This window comes from Dactylosporangium darangshiense, assembly GCF_039537565.1.
GTDB classification, from domain to species: Bacteria; Actinomycetota; Actinomycetes; order Mycobacteriales; family Micromonosporaceae; genus Dactylosporangium; species Dactylosporangium darangshiense.
Genome location: NZ_BAABAT010000004.1, coordinates 328,132 through 345,889, shown reverse-complemented (window position 1 = coordinate 345,889; position 17,758 = coordinate 328,132). Strand labels below are relative to the sequence as shown.

Annotated in this window: 14 protein-coding genes; 9 read left to right on the top strand and 5 right to left on the bottom strand. The window is 72.0% G+C overall.

Annotated features, from left to right (window positions below; genetic code table 11):
* Positions 1-6: 6 nt before the first annotated feature.
* Complete coding sequence (gene rsmA, locus ABD901_RS11460) at positions 7-870, bottom strand: 16S rRNA (adenine(1518)-N(6)/adenine(1519)-N(6))-dimethyltransferase RsmA (RefSeq protein WP_345124233.1); 864 nt, start codon at positions 868-870, stop codon at positions 7-9.
* Positions 861-1,718 carry a TatD family hydrolase gene (locus ABD901_RS11455; RefSeq protein WP_345124231.1) on the bottom strand — a complete coding sequence of 286 codons (858 nt, stop codon included), beginning with the start codon at positions 1,716-1,718 and terminating at the stop codon, positions 861-863. Before ABD901_RS11455 ends, rsmA begins: the two co-directional genes overlap by 10 nt.
* A gap of 81 nt (positions 1,719-1,799) precedes the next feature.
* Between ABD901_RS11455 and ABD901_RS11450 the strand changes: the two genes are divergently transcribed.
* Positions 1,800-2,981 (top strand): hypothetical protein, encoded by a 1,182-nt coding sequence (locus ABD901_RS11450; protein ID WP_345124229.1) that lies wholly within the window; start codon positions 1,800-1,802, stop codon positions 2,979-2,981.
* Here the strand turns inward: ABD901_RS11450 and metG are convergent.
* Complete coding sequence (gene metG, locus ABD901_RS11445; protein WP_345124226.1) at positions 2,978-4,741, bottom strand: methionine--tRNA ligase; 1,764 nt, start codon at positions 4,739-4,741, stop codon at positions 2,978-2,980. The genes ABD901_RS11450 and metG overlap by 4 nt on opposite strands.
* 107 nt (positions 4,742-4,848) lie before the next feature.
* Between metG and ABD901_RS11440 the strand changes: the two genes are divergently transcribed.
* Entirely contained in the window at positions 4,849-5,574 is a 726-nt protein-coding gene (locus ABD901_RS11440) for a hypothetical protein (RefSeq protein ID WP_345124224.1), read from the top strand.
* Positions 5,575-5,581: 7 nt separating this feature from the next.
* On the opposite strand, the gene ABD901_RS11435 is transcribed toward ABD901_RS11440, so the two are convergent.
* Positions 5,582-6,214, bottom strand: coding sequence for a TetR/AcrR family transcriptional regulator (locus ABD901_RS11435; protein WP_345124222.1), 633 nt, complete (start codon positions 6,212-6,214; stop codon positions 5,582-5,584).
* Between the two features lie 80 nt (positions 6,215-6,294).
* Between ABD901_RS11435 and ABD901_RS11430 the strand changes: the two genes are divergently transcribed.
* The gene (locus ABD901_RS11430) at positions 6,295-7,785 is read left to right on the top strand and encodes an FAD-dependent oxidoreductase (protein ID WP_345124220.1); all 1,491 of its coding nucleotides are present in this window, start codon (positions 6,295-6,297) and stop codon (positions 7,783-7,785) included.
* Here ABD901_RS11430 and rsmI read toward each other — a convergent pair.
* Entirely contained in the window at positions 7,769-8,596 is an 828-nt protein-coding gene (rsmI, locus tag ABD901_RS11425) for a 16S rRNA (cytidine(1402)-2'-O)-methyltransferase (RefSeq protein WP_425556680.1), read from the bottom strand. The genes ABD901_RS11430 and rsmI overlap by 17 nt on opposite strands.
* Between rsmI and ABD901_RS11420 the strand changes: the two genes are divergently transcribed.
* The 6 genes from ABD901_RS11420 (at position 8,590) to ABD901_RS11395 (ending at position 17,737) form a co-directional block, all read left to right on the top strand.
* The gene (locus ABD901_RS11420; protein WP_380136986.1) at positions 8,590-10,197 is read left to right on the top strand and encodes a dolichyl-phosphate-mannose--protein mannosyltransferase; all 1,608 of its coding nucleotides are present in this window, start codon (positions 8,590-8,592) and stop codon (positions 10,195-10,197) included. The genes rsmI and ABD901_RS11420 overlap by 7 nt on opposite strands.
* A gap of 89 nt (positions 10,198-10,286) precedes the next feature.
* Positions 10,287-11,480, top strand: a complete 1,194-nt coding sequence (locus ABD901_RS11415; protein WP_345124215.1) for a PP2C family protein-serine/threonine phosphatase — start codon at positions 10,287-10,289, stop codon at positions 11,478-11,480.
* 24 nt (positions 11,481-11,504) lie between these two features.
* A complete protein-coding gene (locus tag ABD901_RS11410) occupies positions 11,505-11,999 on the top strand; it encodes a MarR family transcriptional regulator (RefSeq protein WP_345124212.1) in 495 nt (164 codons plus the stop codon).
* Positions 12,000-12,754: 755 nt separating this feature from the next.
* Positions 12,755-15,574 carry a winged helix-turn-helix domain-containing protein gene (locus tag ABD901_RS11405; RefSeq protein ID WP_345124210.1) on the top strand — a complete coding sequence of 940 codons (2,820 nt, stop codon included), beginning with the start codon at positions 12,755-12,757 and terminating at the stop codon, positions 15,572-15,574.
* 57 nt (positions 15,575-15,631) lie between these two features.
* Positions 15,632-16,306, top strand: coding sequence for a PP2C family protein-serine/threonine phosphatase (locus ABD901_RS11400; protein ID WP_345124208.1), 675 nt, complete (start codon positions 15,632-15,634; stop codon positions 16,304-16,306).
* A gap of 462 nt (positions 16,307-16,768) precedes the next feature.
* Positions 16,769-17,737 carry a DUF7144 family membrane protein gene (locus ABD901_RS11395; RefSeq protein WP_345124206.1) on the top strand — a complete coding sequence of 323 codons (969 nt, stop codon included), beginning with the start codon at positions 16,769-16,771 and terminating at the stop codon, positions 17,735-17,737.
* The last annotated feature ends 21 nt before the right edge of the window (positions 17,738-17,758 follow it).

The following is a 17,758-nucleotide window of genomic DNA, read 5'->3' as shown; positions in this document are numbered from 1 at the left end:
TGCACCCTACCCGGACGCCGCCGCCCGCCGGCGCTGGCTCGCGATGCGCGTGAAGTCCTCCACGGTGAGCTGTTCGCCGCGCAGCTTGGGGTCGACCCCGGCGGCGCGCAGGATGCGTTCGGCCTCGACGGGCCCGCCGGCCCACCCGGCAAGGGCGGCCCGCAGCGTCTTGCGCCGCTGCGCGAACGCCGCGTCGACCACCGCGAACGTCTCCGGCCTCGTGGGTATGTCGGATTTATCGTCACCAAGGACGGTAAATGCGACCAGGCCGGACTCGACGTTGGGCACCGGCCAGAAGACCGAGGCCGGCACCTTGCCCGCCTGGCGCGAGGTCGCGTACCACGCAAGTTTCACGCTCGGCACGCCGTAGACCCGCGAACCGGGCCCCGCGGTGAGCCGATCGGCGACCTCCTTCTGCACCATCACCAGGCCCCGCCGCAGCGAGGGCACGGTCGCCAGGAGGTGCAGCACGACCGGGACGGCGACGTTGTACGGCAGGTTGGCCACCAGCGCCGTCGGCGCGACGCCGGACAGCTCCACCCGCAGCGCGTCCCCGGCGATGACGGTCAGCCGGTCGGCGTGCTCCGGCGCGTACTTCCCGACCGTCTCCGGCAGCGCCCCGGCCAGCGGCGGGTCGATCTCCACCGCGCAGACCCGGTTGCCGTTCTCCAGTAGCGCCAGCGTGAGCGAGCCCAGCCCGGGCCCGACCTCGAGCACCACGTCGTCGGGGGCGAGCTCGGCGGCCCGCACGATCCGGCGCACCGTGTTGGGGTCATGCACGAAGTTCTGCCCGAGCTGCTTGGTGGGCCGGATGCCGAGGCGTTCGGCGAGCTGCCGCACGTCGGCCGGGCCCAGCAGGGTCACGCCCAACCGCCGAAGGCTCGGTCGCCGTTGGCGGAGAGGGCGGCGCACAGCGCGTCGAGGTCGTGCCCGGTGACCTCGGCCAGCGCGCGCACGGTCAGCGGGATGAGGTAGGAGGCGTTGGGGCGGCCGCGGAACGGCATCGGCGTGAGGAACGGCGCGTCGGTCTCGACCAGCAGCCCGTCCAGCGGGGTGATCGCCGCCGCCCGGCGCAGGTGCGCGGCGTTGCCGAAGGTCACGGTGCCGGCGAAGCTCAGCAGGAAGCCCCGGTCGAGGCACTCGCGGGCGAACTCCTCGTCGCCGGAGAAGCAGTGCATGACGACCTGGTCGGGCGTGCCCTCCTCGTCGAGCACAGCCAGCACGTCGTCGTGCGCGTCGCGGTCGTGGATCACCAGCGTCTTGCCGTGCCGCTTGGCGATCGCGATGTGCGCCCGGAAGCTCTCGTGCTGCGCCTTGCGCCCGTCCTCGCCGGTGCGGAAGTAGTCCAGCCCGGTCTCGCCGATGCCGCGCACCCGCGGGTGTGCGGCCAGCCGCTCGATCTCGCGCAGCGCTGCGTCGAGGTCGGCCTGCCGCGGCGCGTCGTTGGGGTGCAGCGCGACGGTCGCGACGACCGCCGGGTGCCGCTCGGCGACCTCGACGCCCCACCGGGACGACTCGACGTCGACGCCGACCTGCACCAGCCGGTCGATGCCGGCCGCCGCGGCGAGCCCGATGGCCTCCTCGACAGTGGACGGGCCATCGGCGCTGTCACCCTCGAGGGTGATGTCGATGTGGGTGTGGCTGTCGGGCACCGCGACCGGCAACGGGTCGGGTGCGGGCGGGAATGCGCCCTGGCGACTGTGTTTTCTCGCACTCATCGGGCTCAAGCATGCCACCCTCGATTTGCCGTTAACGCGCCGTTCACCTCCACACAACCACCCGCCCCTAGCGTCACGGAAGTGACGGTAATCGGACACGCGGAAGGGTCCGCGACCCACAGCGTGACCATCGATGGGGTCGCCTACCCGGCCGAGGAGATCGCGCAGGGGGCAGCATACGAGGTGTATGCGACCCAGCCGGGACCCGGTTTTCTGCCCAACCCCCGGCCGGGCGCGCGATGGCCGTACCGCCGCTTCATCCACGCGACGGAGGTCGCCTCGGCCCTCGACGGGCTGGAGGACGAGCCGCTGCTGATGCCGGTGACGCGGGCGCTGGACTGGGCGACGATCCACCGGCTGAGCCAGACGCCGTCAGCCGCGGGCGCGCTGGCGCCGATCCGCCGCACCGCGGTCGTGCGCCGGGGCACCCGGATGATCAAGTTTCTCTCCGGGCGGCAGCTGCACGGGTACCTCAAGGGCTGGCCGATCAGCGGCTTCTGCTACCGCGCCTTCGACGTTGCCCACCTGCGCACCCCCGAGGACCTGGCGATCCTGTCGGGAGAGTCGAGCGGCGAGGTGGTCTTCGCGGTGCGCTGGCGCGCCGTGGACGCGCACGACTACGAGGTCCCGCTGGCCGGCAACTACGGCGGCCTCGTCACGATGCCGCCGCACGACCGGCTCGGCCCGCCGGTGATCGGCACGGGCTTCGCGCCCAGCGGCCGGCATATCGTGCCCGAGTTCGTCACCGCCGACCTGGCCGAGCTGCCGGTGCCGGCGAACACCTCGCTCGTGGCCTACACCGGCGACGGGACCGAGGTGACGCTGTACACGTACCTGCCCGAGCAGCGCGCATGGAGCCGCATGCACGGCCCGCAGTGGCGTCACCTGCTGCCCAGCCAGTCCGACCAGGAGTACTTCCCGGTCGACACGCCGCTGACCCGCTACATCGGCACGTACCGCGAAAACGTCTTCGAGGCGATCGTCGACCCGCCCGGCGAGTTCCGGGTGGCGGCGAAGACCCGCGCCGCGCGCTACCCACTGGAGACCCTGGCCCGCCGCGTGCCCCGCGCCACCTGGCGCGAAGCCCGCTGCACGGTCATCCGGCAGGAGGGCGACTGGCTGCGGCTGCGCCTGTCCCGCCCGGACGGCGATCAGGTCGCCCGCCTCGGCGCCCACTGCGTCGAGCGGGGCCTGTACGAGGCGTGGGCGCCGGCCAACGAGGTGGTCGACGCCCACGAGAGCGATCACTGGTACCAGCTCTAGCCCTGCAGCCGGGCCAGCTCCTCCTCGACGATCGACTCGTCCAGCTTCTTGAACACCGGGGTGGGCGCCTCGAGCTTCGTGCCCGCCACGATCTCGACGTGCTCCCACTTGGCGCCGACGGTGTAGTCGCCCATCAGCACCGGATACGTGCGCCCGGTGTCCAGGTCCTCGACCTCGCGGATCTCGGGCATCGGGGCGTGCACGCCGGTGCCGCCGAGCAGCTCGTGGATGCGCTGCGCGGCGTGCGGCAGGAACGGCGTGAGCAGCGTGTTGCAGTCCCGGACCGCCTGCAGTGCCACGTGCAGGACCGTGCCCATGCGGGCCTTGTCCTCCTTGAGCTTCCACGGCGCCTGGTCGGAGAAGTACTTGTTGACCTCGCCGACGACCCGCATGGCCTCGGTGATCGCCGCCTTCTGCCGGTGCTTGGCGAGCAGCTGCCCGACGCCGTCGTAGCCGGCCCGGACCGAGGCGAGCAGCGCGGTGTCCTCGGCGGTCAGCTCGCCGGCCGCCGGGATCTCGCCGAAGTTCTTCGCGGCCATCGAGATCGAGCGGTTGACCAGGTTGCCCCAGCCCGCGACGAGCTCGTCGTTGTTGCGGCGGCGGAACTCCGACCAGGTGAAGTCGGTGTCGTTGGACTCCGGGCCGGCCACGGCGATGAAGTACCGCAGGGCGTCGGCGTCGTAGCGCTCCAGGAAGTCGCGCACGTAGATCACGACCCGGCGGGACGAGGAGAACTTGCGCCCCTCCATCGTCAGGTACTCCGAGGAGACCACCTCGGTCGGCAGGTTGAGCGCGCCCAGGGCCTGCGGCTTCGGCCCCGAGTAGCCGAGCAGGATCGACGGCCAGATCACCGAGTGGAAGACGATGTTGTCCTTGCCCATGAAGTAGAACCCCTCGGCCTGCGGGTCCTGCCACCACTGCCGCCACGCCTCGGGGTCGCCGGTGCGGCGGGCCCACTCGATCGACGCCGACAGGTAGCCGATCACGGCGTCGAACCACACGTAGATCCGCTTGTCGTCGCGCTCGCGCCACGCCTCCAGCGGGATCGGCACCCCCCACTCGAGGTCCCGCGTGATCGCCCGGGGCTGCAGGTCGTCGATGAGGTTCTTGGAGAACTTCAGCACGTTGGGCCGCCAGCCCTCGCGCGTGTCGAGCCAGGCGTTGAGCTGCTCGGCGAACGCCGGCAGGTCCAGGAAGAAGTGCTCCGTCTCCACGAACTCCGGCGTCTCACCGTTGATCTTGGAGCGCGGGTTGATCAGCTGGTCGGGGTCGAGCTGGTTGCCGCAGTTGTCGCACTGGTCGCCGCGCGCGCTGTCGTACCCGCAGATCGGGCACGTCCCTTCGATGTACCGGTCGGGCAGCGTGCGCCCGGTCGACGGCGAGATCGCACCGAGCGTGGTCTTCGCGATGATGTACCCGTTGTCGTAGAGCCCGGAGAAGAGCTCCTGCACGACCTGGTAGTGGTTGCCGGTGGTGGTCCGCGTGAAGAGGTCGTAGGACAGCCCGAGCCCGTGCAGGTCCTCGACGATGACCCGGTTGTAGCGGTCGACCAGTTCCCGGGGCGTGACCCCCTCGGCGTCGGCCTGCACCTGGATCGGCGTGCCGTGCTCGTCGGTGCCCGACACCATCAGCACGTCGTGGCCGGCCATCCGCATGTAGCGGCTGAAGACGTCGGAGGGCACCCCGAATCCGGACACGTGACCGATGTGGCGCGGCCCGTTGGCATAGGGCCAGGCGACCGCGGCAAGAACACGACTCATGACCTGCAGCGTAGTGACCCTCGCCGCGGTTCGGCGAACAGGTGGGATTCTCCCGACACGCGCCGCACGTCCGAAACGTTGGCGATCGCCCGTTGTCCAATGCAAAAGTGACTGAAATGCCCGCCCGGCGGGGATGGCGGGGCGAGGCCGCGGGAATCCCGCCGGCCCACACCCGGGCGCCGTCCACCGCCATTTCCATTGCGGACCGGACGCCCGCGAGGCGTCCGCGCCCGGGTCGCCCGCTCCCGCAGACCCGGGACGACTTCCCGCTGTGGCCGACGAACGGCACGCTGCTGAAGCTGGAAACGGCGCGCCCGCCGCAGTGGCCACCGCCGGCCAAGCGCGTGATCCGGGCACCGCGCGGCCCGCTCGCCGGGCTGGGCGCGATGATGATCGTCGCGCTGCTGGCCGGCTTCTTCGCGTGGACCAGCGCCGAACCCTTCTGGATGGACATGGGGCACGGCGTGCGCGGCACCGCCGAGGTCACCGCCTGCGAGGGCTCCGGTGTGCTGCGCCGCTGCGTCGCCGACTTCGCCGCGCCGGGCCGCGAGACGGTTGACGGCGCGCAACTCATGGGGCTGGACGCGGCGCCGGGCACCTCGGTCGACGCCGAGATGGTGCCGGGCGGGCGGATCGCATACGCGGGCAACCCGTCCGGGCTGCGCGTGCGCTGGGCGACCGGGCTCGGCCTCATCGTCCTGTGCGGCATCGTGCTCGCCTGGCTCACCGGCGGGTGGCGCTTCGACCGGCTGCGCGACCGCCTCACCGCCTGGGGCCTGACCGCCCTGGCGCCCCTGGTCCTCGGCGCCGGCATCGTCCTGGCCGCCTACTGACGCCGGCCTACAACGCGGCGATGGACCGCTGCGCCGCATCGAAGGCGCGGGCGTACTGCGACGCGAGGGCCGCCGCCACCGCCTCGTGGTCCTCGCCGGCGAAGACGCGGCGCGCGCCGTCCAGATAGACCGTGCGATAGGCGCTCACGGCGGCCGCCGCGGCGAAGCGCGCCCGGAAGTCGGGCTCGGCACCGCCGGAACGCTCCGCGATCAGGGCCGCCAGCAGGTCCTCGAGCTCCTGCACGTACTCGCGCACGCGCGCCTGCAGCGGCGGCGAGTCGATGATGACCTGCCAGAAGTGGACGTAGCCCGGCTCGGCGTAGCCGCTGAGCGGGTGCCGCTGCGCCAGCAGGTCCAGCACCAGCGCAAGCAGCGCGTCGGGCGCGCCGACGCCCGGGCCGCTCCCCCGCACCGCCGCGGTGACCATGGCCGACAGCTCCTCCAGGCGGTCCAGGAACAGGTCCTCCTTGCGCGGGAAGTAGTTGAAGACCGTCTTCGGCGCGACGCCCGCGCGCGCCGCGATCTCGGCGACGGTCACGGCGTCGAAGCCCCGCTCGACGAACAGCATGGTCGCCACGTCGGAGATCAACCGGCGCGTCTCGCGCTTCTTGCGCTCGCGCAGCCCCTGCTCGACACCCATGCGAAAAACTATAGTTGATGAAAACTTACTGCCGCAGTACTTTTATAGCGACAGCAAGTTTTCGGTACGGGGAGGGTCACATGGTGGACGTGGTAGTGGCGGGCGCGGGGCCGGTCGGGCTGATGCTGGCCTGCGAACTGGCGCTGGGCGGGGTGCAGGTCGTGGTCCTGGAGCGGCGCGAGGACATCGACCAGACGATCAAGGCGGGGTCGCTCAACGCGCCCACCATCGAGGCGCTGGAGCGGCGCGGGCTCACCCCGGCGCTGCGCGAGGCGGCCGAGACCACGATGGCCGCGTTCGCCGCGTTCCAGAAGACCCAGCCGCCGTTCCAGCAGACCCAGCCGCAGAGCGGGGCACCGAAGCAGCGGAAGTTCGCCGGGCACTTCGGGGGGATCATGCTCGACGCCGCCGACCTCGACCCCGCCGACGAGCGCCTGGCCGCCGCCGGCCGGCTCGGTGCGATGGCGATCGTGAGCCAGCAGCAGCTGGAGGCCATCCTGCAGGAGCGCGCCCTCGAGCTCGGCGTCGACCTGCGGCGCGGGGTCGCGATCACCGGCTTCGCCGAGGAGGCCGACGCCGTCGTGGTCCACACGAGCGGCGGGACGCTGCGCGCCGGCTGGCTGGCCGGGTGCGACGGCGGGCGGAGCCTCGTGCGCAAGCTCGCCGGATTCGAGTTCCCGGGCACAGAGCCGGAGATCACGGCGTACCAGGCGCTGGCCGACCTTGAGGGCACGTCGGGGCTGCGGCCGGGCTGGCACGCCACCGACGCCGGCGTGTACTCCTTCGGGCCGGTGCCGGGGCGCGTGCTCGTCGCCGAGTTCGGCGGCGGGCCGGCCGACCGCGACGCGCCGGTCACCGAGGCGGAGCTGCAGGGCGCAATCCGCCGGGTGACGGGGGTCGACGTCGAGGTGACGGGCATCCGCACGGTCACGCGGTTCACCGACAACGCGCGGCAGGCCACCACCTACCGCAAGGGCCGCGTCCTGCTCGCCGGCGACGCCGCGCACGTGCACTCCCCGTTCGGCGGCCAGGGGCTGAACCTGGGCATCGGCGACGCGATGAACCTGGGCTGGAAGCTCGCCGCCACCGTGCGCGGCTGGGCGCCGGCGGGCCTGCTGGACACCTACACGGCCGAGCGGCACCCGATCGGCGCCTGGGTGCTGGACTGGACCCGGGCCCAGATCGCGATCATGCGCCCGGACCGGCACGCCCGGGCGCTGCGGCGGGTGCTCGCGGACCTGGCCGGGACGACGGACGGCGCGACGTACCTGGCCACCCGCATCTCGGGCGTGTGGCAGGGCTACGACCTGCCGGGCGACCACCCGCTCACCGGCCGGACCGCGCCCGATCTGGAGCTGTCCGACGGCACGCGCCTGGCCGACCGGCTCCACGGCGGCAAGGCGCTGCTGCTCAACGCCAAGGCGGACGGCTACGAGGACCGGCTCACCCACGCCACCGCCGAGGGCGCACCGCGGATGCTCGTGCGCCCGGACGGCTACGTCGCCTGGGCGTCCGACACGGAGGACGCCGACCTCGCCCCCTGGCTGGGCGGGCCTACTTGTTCGCGATGACCGCCGCGTAGACCTCGCGCTTGGCCAGGGCGTGGCGCTTGGCCACCTCCAGCGTGGCCTGCTTGCGGTCGGTGCCGGCCGCCACCAGCTCGGCCACCTCCGCGGCGAGGGCCGCGTCGGTGGGGCGCTCGGCGGCGGCCGGCGGCGCGCCGGCGACGACCAGCGTGATCTCGCCGCGGGCCGACTCGGCGTCCGCGGCGAGGGAGGCCAGCGTGCCGCGGCGGACCTCCTCGTAGGTCTTGGTCAGCTCGCGGCACAGCGCCGCCGGGCGGTCCTCGCCGAAGGCCAGCGCGAGGTCCTGCAGCGTGTCGGCGATGCGGTGCGGCGACTCGAAGAAGACCAGGGTGCGCGGCTCGGACGCGAGCGAGGCGAAGTAGGTGCGCCGCTCGCCCGGCCGCCGCGGCGGGAAGCCCTCGAAGCAGAACCGGTCGCACGGCAGGCCGGAGACCGCGAGCGCGGTGACGACGGCGCTCGGGCCGGGCGCGGCGGTCACCGGCACGCCGAGGGCGATCGCGGCGCGCACGAGCCGGAAGCCGGGGTCCGACACGCTCGGCATGCCGCCATCGGTGACCACGGCGACGGTGAGCCCCTGTGCCAGCAGGTCGGCGAGCTCGGGGGTGCGCCGCTCCTCGTTGCCCTCGAAGTAGCTGACGAGCCGGCCGGGGATCTCGACGCCGAGGTACTGTGCGAGGCGGCCCAGCCGGCGGGTGTCCTCGGCGGCGACGACGTCGGCCGTCGCGAGCGTTTCACGCAGCCGCGGCGACGCATCCTCGGGATTTCCCAGCGGCGCTCCGAGCAGAATCAATGGCACATGTGCGATGGTGGCATCCCGGGCCCTACGATCGCCCAATGACCTCGGGTGTGCTGACCCAAGCAAGCGAGCCGGAGAGCCCCGCCGCCGAGCCGACGCCGCGCGCGGTGCCCGACATCGTCCGCCGCCGGCTCGGCCGCCCGCCGCGCGCGAGTCTGAACTTCTGGCTGGTCGCCGTGCTGATCACCGGCATCGGCGCGCTCGTGCGCCTGGTGAACCTCGCGCACCCCAAGGAAGTGATCTTCGACGAGGTCTACTACGCCAACGAGGCGCAGGATCTGCTCCAGAAGGGGGTGGAGTGGAACCCCGAGGACAACACGCCGCAGTACGTGGTCCATCCGCCCGTCGGCAAGTGGATGATCGGCATCGGCGAGCAGCTCTTCGGGTACAACTCCTTCGGCTGGCGCATCTCGGCGGTGACCGTCGGCGTCATCTCGATCCTGTTGATCGTCATCGCTGCGTACCGTCTCTTCGGCTCCACGATCCTGGCCGGCACGGCCGGGCTGCTGATGTCGCTGGACGGCATGCACTTCGTGCTCTCCCGCGTGGCCCTGCTCGACATCTTCCTGATGTTCTGGATCGTGGTGGCGTTCTTCTTCCTGGTGCTGGACCGGGAGCAACGCCGGGCACGGCTGCTGCGCGCCCTGGAGGACGGCTACGACCCCGAACGGCCGGGGCCGCGGCTGAGGCTGGGCTTCCGGTGGTACCGCCTGTTGTGCGCCGTCTCGCTGGGCCTCGCGTGCGGCGTGAAGTGGAGCGGCGTCTACTACGTGCTGATCTTCGCGGTCGCCATGGTGCTGTTCGACATGAGCGCCCGCCGCAGCGCCGGGTTCAAGCACTGGGTGGCGGAGGGCATCTGGACCGACGGCGCCCTGTGGTTCCTGGCCACGTTCGCCATCGCGATCGTCGTGTACATCAACACGTGGTGGGGCTGGTTCCTGTCGGACAACGGCTACTTCCGGCACTGGTACGCCGAGACCAACGGCCTGCCGCACGACCGATGGTTCGACCCACTGCTGAACCTGTGGCACTACCACGTCGAGGCGTACAGCTTCCACACCGGGCTGAGCACGAAGCACCAGTACCAGTCCTGGCCCTGGCAGTGGCTGCTGCTGGGCCGCCCGGTGGCGTTCTACTGGGACCAGAGCGGCCCGTGCGGCGCGGCCAGTTGCGCCTCGGAGATCCTGCTGCTCGGCACGCCGCTGCTGTGGTGGTCGTTCCTGCCGGCGCTGGTGGCGCTGGGCTGGTTCGCGATCGCGCGCCGCGACGGCCGGGCCTGGCTGATCATGGCCGGCGCCCTGACCGGCATCCTGCCCTGGTTCAACGAGATGCCCGAGCACCGCACGATGTTCTACTTCTACGCCCTGCCGTCCGAGCCGTTCCTGATCCTCGCGGTGGTCTACGTCCTCGGCGCGATCATCGGCCCGCCGCGGCACCTGCGCCCGGCCAGCGACCAGCGGCTGATCGGATCGATCATCGCCGGGGCGTACGTGCTGCTCGTCGCCGCCTGCTTTGCGTATTTCTACCCGATCTACGCAGGTATGGACATTTCATACACCGATTGGTTCTCCAGGATGTGGTTGGGGTCTCGTTGGGTGTAGCTCGACGCCGGTAGTGGGTACCTGAAGAGCCGAAGAACCTGCCTTATATTATTTGCCATACGGCAAGCAAAGGCTGGGGAAAGGCTCGCATGTCCGGCGTTGGCTCCATCGACAAGGCACTGCGCGTCGCTCCGCCCGATCGGCTGGTGGAGACGCTCGACGCGTACCTCAGCGCGACCCACGGCGCGAAGAACAGCACCGTGTGGCTGGCCGACTATCGCAGCACCACCCTGTCGCCGGCCGGCGCCGACGCCGACGCGCCCGAGTCGGTCGGCGACCAGCTCGGCCCGGCAACGCGCGCGTTCGCGAGCCAGACGCCGGTGCTGGAGGCCCGCGAGGGCCAGGCGTTCGCCCGGCTGCACCTGCCGGTGACCGCCTGGGGCGAGCGCGTGGGCGTGCTCAGCGTCGGGCTGGACGCCGCGCGGCTGACCTCGGAGCGCCCCCGCCTGGAGGAGCTCGCCGAGTCCTTCGCGGTGGCGCTGGCGGCCGCATACCGGCGCACCGACCGCTACCACATGGACCGCCGCCGCACGGGCCGGCTGACCATGGCCGCCGAGATGCAGTGGGACCTGCTGCCGGCCCGCGGCTACGACCAGCCGGGCGTGAAGTTCGCCGGGCAGCTGGAGCCGGCCTACGCGGTCTGCGGCGACCACTTCGACTGGTCGGTCAACGGCGACTGGCTCACGGTGACCGCCCTCAACGGGATGGGCACCGGGCTCGACGCCGCGCTGCTGAGCACGCTGGCGGTCAACGCCATGCGCAACGCCCGCCGGTCGATCCCGGCGGGGCAGAGCAGCCCCGGCGACCTCGCCGACCAGGCGGTGCTGGCCGCCGACGCGATCTTCTCGCAGTACGGCGGTGCGCGGCACGTGGCGACGCTGCTGCTGTCGCTGCACATGGGCACCGGTGAGCTGCGGATGATCGACGCCGGCTCGCCGCGGATGCTGCTCGTGCGCGGCGGCCAGGTCCGCGACGTGGACCTGGACCCGCAGCTGCCGCTGGGCATGTTCGGCGACACGCGCTACGTCGAGGAGCGCACTCAGCTCGAGCCCGGCGACCGGCTTTTCGTCGTCAGCGACGGGGTGCATGCCGCCGTGCGGCAGAACGAGCCGACGTTCGGTGAGCGCGAGTTGAGCCGTGCCATACGATCGACCCGGTTGCAGCCACCGGCCGAGGCGATCAGCAGCGTCATGCGCAGCCTTCGTGACTACCACGCGGGCGCGGAGCTAGCCGACGATGCCCTGATCATCTGCCTGGACTGGTCGCCCCGAGCCGACCCGTGACCCCCGCGAGACACGGAGGACAACGTGCGGACCCGACCCTCACCGCACCCGTCTGGCGCCGATGACACGGCCGCCAACGCCGCAGTACTGGTCGATGCGGCCGGCCAGGCGCTGGTCCTCGCCACGAGCGCGGCCAACGACAACTCCGGCGTGTCCGCGGCCCAGCTGCGGGTGCTCGGCGTCGTCGACCAGGCCGGCTCGGTCAACCTGACCCAGCTGGCCGTCGCGCTGCACACCGCGCCGTCATCGGCGAGCCGGCTGTGCGACCGGCTGGAGGCCGCGGACCTGCTGCGGCGCACCGCCGATGAGCGCGACCGCCGCGAGGTGTGGCTGGTGCTGACCCCGACGGCGCGCCGCCTGCTCGACGGGCTGGGCCGGCAGCGGCAGGAGACCATCGCCGCCGTGCTGCGCCGGATGTCGCCGGACGACCGGGCCGCGCTCATGCAGGGGCTGTCGTCGTTCGCCCGTGCCTCCGGCGTGCCGCTGGCCGAGGACGGCTCGGCCGCCCAGGCGAGCTGACCGACCCGTAACGCCCGATTTGTGCCTTGTTTGCGGCGCGCGCCAATTGAGTACAGCCGGGCTCGCCGTTTTGGCTGCCGTCACCCTTTCGATACCCTGTCCGATTTGTGGTGAATTGTGCGCTCTCCACGGATGCAATTTGCAGATTGGCACGGGTTTGAGTGATCGGAGGCTGATCTCCGAGGAGTTTCACTGATGACAAGCTTGTAATTCTAGGTAGCAAAACGGGCAAGAACTTCGCTCAGTGAGTAGCGCTCGCGCCACGTCTGAGTAAGTCGTGCGGCGACACGCCGAGGGTATCCGCAACTGGGGCACCTCCCGCCGGGTCACGGGACCCCGCGACCGTGTCGGCCGAGATGACACCTGGAAGCGCAATGGTGCCCGCCGTTGCCAGCATCACGCTCAGTAGTCAACGGCTACCCGGTCACAAGTCACGCGGACTGCAAAACCGGACAAAAACCTTTGTTCGCCCCTCGGCATGCGCACGAAGTGTTCGCTGCAACCATGCAATATATCGATGACCGTCAAACTGCCTGTCGCTCAATCGTGGAAAACGGGGGGATCTCCACGTTCACTTAGATCGATAGATCTGAATGAGGCTCTCCACGAAACGCGCTTCGAGTTCTAAGGTGTTCGACGTCGACAGATGGCCAATCAGCAAGGGAAAGGTGCCAGTTTCCGGGCACGTCGTAAACCCCGCGGCTTCGGGAGTGACGGTGCATACGAGCCACCACGGCGAGACCACACTTGACAGATTGGCGCACAACGACGCCGCCGAGCGCTTCCTCGGCTCGTCCGGCTGGGCCGCCACGGTCCGGCCCCTGGAGACGCGGCCGAGCACGGCCGTAGCCGTGGCCGATCGGGAGGTTCCGCACCTGCCCGGGGTACACCTGGAGCGCGGACGGCTGCTCGACCAGCTGGACGCGGCCGTGGAGCAGCCCGTGACCCTCGTCTGCGCGCCCACCGGCTGGGGCAAGACGGTGCTCGCCAACTCCTGGCTGCGGGCGGGACGGGTGCGCGGGCGCACCGCCTACGTGCGCTTCGAGCCTAACTGCGGCGCGGCGGCGTGGCGGCAGTTCACCAGCGCGCTCACCGAGGCCGGCATCGCCCTGGACCCGGCCACCTACGCATGGAACAACGGCCGGCTGCACGAGCGGGCCGTGGTGGTCCTCGACGACCTGCACAACGTCACCAACCGCACGGTGCTGCGCCGTCTCGAGCGGCTCATGACGCGCCTGGGCGAGCGGGTCAGCTTCCTGCTGCTGGCGCGCAGCGAGCCGCCGCTGTCGCTGTACCGGTGGCGGGTGCGCGGCCAGCTCACCGAGCTGCGCTCCGACCACCTCGCCTTCTCGCAGGGCGAGATCGCGGGTCTGGCCGACCGCTTCGACGTCCGCCTGGCGCAGCACTTCCGCTATGCGCTGTGGCACATCACCGAGGGCTGGCCCGCGGCGGTGGCCGTGGCGCTCTCGGCGATGGTCGGCCGGCACGAGCCCGAGCGGATCGTCACCGACCTCATCGCCGGCGAGGCCGGGCTGAACGAGCAGGTCGGGCTGACCGAGTACGTGCAGCGGGAGATCCTCGCGCACCTCGACCCCGACGTGTACGACGTCATGCTGCGCACGTCGGTCGTGGAGACCGTCTGCCCGGGCCTCGTGGAGGCGCTCACAGGCAGCCGCAACGGCGCGCGGCAGCTGGCCCAGGCGAGCCGCGCCAACGCGCTGGCGACCTTCTACGGCGGCTCGCACTCGTGGTACCGCTACCGCCGCCTACTGCGCTCGGTCCTGCGCGCCGAGGTGCGCACCACCCTCGCGGCCGAGGAGCGCGGCCTGCACCGGGCGGCGGCCGGCTGGTACGCCGCCAACGGGCTGCCCGGCGACGCGGTCGTGCACGCGGTGTTCGGCGCCGACTGGGTGAGCGCCGAACGATTATTCCTGCAGTACTGGCCGGAGCTGTGCGGCTCGGGCCCGCGCGCGATGGCGCCGCGGACCGGGCCGCACCCGCCGGCGGACATCGCCGACCGCCCGATGCTCGCCTTCGCCCTGGCGATCTGCTGCCGCGACACCGGCGACACGTCCGGCATGTCGGCGTTCATCCGCCTGGGCGAGCGTGCGCTGGGCGAGTCGCCGGACACGCTGCAGGCCGAGATCCTGGCCGCCATGCGGCTGGCCGAGGCGATGGCGACCGAGGACCCCGAGCGCGCCAGCGACGCCGCCGCGCGGCTACTGCGGCGCACCGACGAGGCGGCCGGGGAGCACCTCTACGCCGACGCCGCCGACGCGGCGCGCGCGGCCGGGTACCTCTGCCTCGCCGGCTCCGGCGTCGCCTACGACGAGCTCGACGACGCCGACACGGCGTTGGAGATCGGCTCGGCGCTGGCCCGCAAGTCCGGCTTCAACCTGCTCGTCGTGCAGGCCAACCGCCAGCAGGCGCTCGTGCACCTGTTCCGCGGCCGGCTGTCCGCGGCCGCCGCGTGCGCGCGCCGGGTGCTCGACGGCAGCCGCGACGCCGGCATCAGCGAGTCGCGCAACATCAGCTACGCGCGGCTGGTGCTCACCGCCGTCTGCCGGATCCGCGGCCAGCTCGACGAGGCCCGGTTCCACATCGACGAGAGCGTCACCGCGCAGGTGCAGCCCGACCCGCACAGCTGGGTCAGCGGCGCGATCAGCCTCGCGCAGCTGCTGGTCGACGCCGACGACCTGGCCGGCGCGGCGGAGGCGCTGGACCCGCTGCTGGGCAGCCGGATCGGCACCATGCCGCCGGCCGCGGAGGTCACGGCCCGGGTGCTGCAGGCCGAGCTGTGCCTGGCCGAGGGGCGGCTGGACAAGGCGCGGGCCGTCCTCGACGAGCTCGCGCACCACTGGCCGCAGTCCGCGGCGGTGGCCCTCGGCGGCGCACGGCTCAACATCGCGCTCGGGCGGCCGCAGGCCGCGGCCCGCGCGCTGGAGGACGTGCTCGCCACGCAGCCGCCGTCTCTGGTCACGACGGTTTCCGCGGCGGTACTGCTGGCGCAGTCCCTCCGGCAGCTCGGCGACCTCGCCGGCGCCGCCGAGCAGATCGAGCACGCGCTGCGCCTGGCCGCGCCCGAGGGCATCCGGGCGCCGTTCCTCGGGCACGGCGCGTGGATCGCCGAGCTGCTGGAGTCCCCGCCGGAGGTGACGCCCGGCGACGGCTACCGCGCCGAGCCGGCCCCGGCGCCGCTGGGGCTGGAGCGCCCGGCCGGCGAGGCGCCGGCGGCGTTCATCCCGAGCGGCGGGTCGTTCACCCCGGCGGCGGCGCCCTTCACCTCGAACGGCGCGGAGGTCACCCCGGGTGGCGCGGCGGCGACCGCGACGGCCGCGGCGCCGGCCACCAGCGTGTTCGACGTGCCCGCGGAGCAGATGGCCGAGCCGTTGACCGAGCGGGAGACGCTCGTGCTGCAGTACCTGCGCAGCATGCTGTCGATCGCCGAGATCGCCACCGTGCTCAGCGTTTCGGCCAACACGGTCAAGACCCACGTGCGGCACGTGTACCGCAAGCTGGGCGTCAGCCGTCGGCGTGACGCCGTGCGAAAGGGAAGGGAGCTCAGCCTCATCTAGGCTCTCACCCGAGTTAGGCGAGCCACGGGATGCCGCGACGGGGACACGATATGCGGCATGGCTATGGCGGTGCGGGAGCAGGTCAACGGAGTCCGAGTGGGCGTGCGTTACGCCGTGGCGGACCACACCGGCGACATCGGGGGCGACTGGTACCTCACCACCCCGCTGCCCAGCGGGGACGTCATGCTGGCGGTCGGCGACGTGATGGGGCACGGCCGGGCGGCCGCCGCGACGATGGTGCAGCTGCGCGCCGCGATGACGCGGCTGGCGCTGGCCGGCGACGAGCCCGGCGCGATCCTGGCGGCGCTCAACCGGATGCTGTGCCGCCGCCCCAGCACCACCCTGGCGACCGCCGTCTGCGGCCGCTTCCGCCCCGCGGACCACTCGCTGACCTGGTCGCGCGCCGGGCACCTGCCGATCCTGCGGGCCAGCGCCACCGGGGTGAGCGCGCTCGCACAGCCCTCGGGCATGGCCCTCGGCGTGGACCCGGCGGCCCGCTACGCCACGGCGCGCGTGGTGGTGGACCCGGGCGATCTGCTGCTCATGTACACCGACGGCGTCGTCGAGCAGCGCGACCAGGCCATCGACCAGGGCGTGCAGCACCTCGCCGACGACGTGCGCCTCGCCATGCGCGGCTCCGCGCCGGGCGAGCGGCTGCGCACCGCGCTCGACATCGCCCGCCGCGGCAACCCCGACGACGACGCCTGCCTCCTGGCCGCCGAACCGGTCTGACACAAGGATTTCCGACCGGCGGCCCATAGTGGCTGGTCCGCTCGCCGCAGGGTCTGCTTCCTTAAGCCGGTGCGCCACCCGGCCGTTCACCCATCGAGGGTGATCCTCATTCACCCGCCTCGCTCGAAGTATGTCCGCAGGCACGACACGTTGCCGACTGAGGCAGGCGCCGATGTCCGGGAAGCGTGGGAGGCCGGGGGATCCACCCATGTCCGCGGGAGGGATCAACCGGCACCCGCGTCACCGGCGCGGAGGGGTCTGCGCCGGTGTCCGGTGCCGCGGGCGGCGGGACCGGACACCACGGGTCGGGCCTGTTCCGGGGGGAACAAGTAACGGGGGATATAGGCCGTGCCGGTCTTCGGTTTCGACCGGGGGCCGGCACGGCCTCACCTATTTCCACCGGCAACAGCTTGCCGCGCCGAATCACATCTAGGGAAAGCGATCAAGGGAGAAGACGGGCGGATGCGGGTGAAGGAATTTCGGACGTTCAGCACGACGATGCTCGCGCTGGTGGGCACGCTGAACGTCTCGCAGGGGCTGCTGGTGGCTTTCGCCAGCGGCGGGGTCGGGTTCAACCGCAACGACGTGGCGTTCACCAACGCCGGCACCTGGGCCGCGGCCACGGTGACGCTCGGTTTTCTGCTCGCGTTCACCGGCTTCGCGCTGCGCGCCCGTAAACCCAGTGCCAAATTGGCCGCGGTGAGCGTCGTGGCGCTGCACGCGATCTCGCAGCTGGCCATGCTCCGGGCCTACCCGGCGTGGTCGCTGCTGATGGTCACGCTGGACGTGATCATCCTGTTCATCCTGACGGTACCGCGGGGCAGCGTCGTTGCCGCCGAAGAGCCCGAGGCGCAGGAGCCGGCCCGCCCGGCCCCGACGACGAAGCTGGCGCTGCGCCGCAACAGCCGGTCGAACTCGTACCGGGGCCGGCACAAGATGGGCCGCCCGGTGGTGCGCCACAGCGCGGAGCTCAACGACATCATCATGATCGACCTCGTGGTGTCGCCGGAGGAGCCCGTCGTGCCGGTCGCCGCCGCCACGCCGCCGCCGGTCGACCTGTCGGATCTGGTCGGCCTGTCGATGCAGGACACCGTCGTCGTCAGCTCGTCGGTGGGCGCCCCGGTCAACGCCGCCTTCGTCGAGGAGACGGTCGAGGCCGAGCTCGTCGGCGACACCCCGACGGTCTGGGTCCGCGCGATCGGCCAGGCGACGGTTCCGGCCGTCGACGAGGCCGAGGAGGTCCGGGTGCCGGTCCAGCGCGCGTCGCTGGAGTCGTTCGACCCGCTGATCGACCCGCTGCCGCTGGTGCTGGCCGGCGAGGCGGCAATCGCCGCGCAGGCCACCCCCGGCGAGCGGATCGGCGACGAGGACGGCGAGGGCGAGGTCGTGGAGCTGGCCGCGATCGGCGCGCGGCCGTACGTGAACCGCTGAGGAGCCACCCACCCCGCCGGA

Coding starts and splice junctions, on each gene's coding strand:
- ABD901_RS11455 (WP_345124231.1), bottom strand. CDS start 1,718: ATGAGTGCGAGAAAACACAGTCGCCAGGGCGCATTCCCGCCCGCACCC.
- metG (WP_345124226.1), bottom strand. CDS start 4,741: ATGAGTCGTGTTCTTGCCGCGGTCGCCTGGCCCTATGCCAACGGGCCG.
- ABD901_RS11435 (WP_345124222.1), bottom strand. CDS start 6,214: ATGGGTGTCGAGCAGGGGCTGCGCGAGCGCAAGAAGCGCGAGACGCGC.
- ABD901_RS11430 (WP_345124220.1), top strand. CDS start 6,295: ATGGTGGACGTGGTAGTGGCGGGCGCGGGGCCGGTCGGGCTGATGCTG.
- ABD901_RS11420 (WP_380136986.1), top strand. CDS start 8,590: ATGGCACATGTGCGATGGTGGCATCCCGGGCCCTACGATCGCCCAATG.
- ABD901_RS11415 (WP_345124215.1), top strand. CDS start 10,287: ATGTCCGGCGTTGGCTCCATCGACAAGGCACTGCGCGTCGCTCCGCCC.
- ABD901_RS11400 (WP_345124208.1), top strand. CDS start 15,632: ATGGCTATGGCGGTGCGGGAGCAGGTCAACGGAGTCCGAGTGGGCGTG.
- ABD901_RS11395 (WP_345124206.1), top strand. CDS start 16,769: ATGCGGGTGAAGGAATTTCGGACGTTCAGCACGACGATGCTCGCGCTG.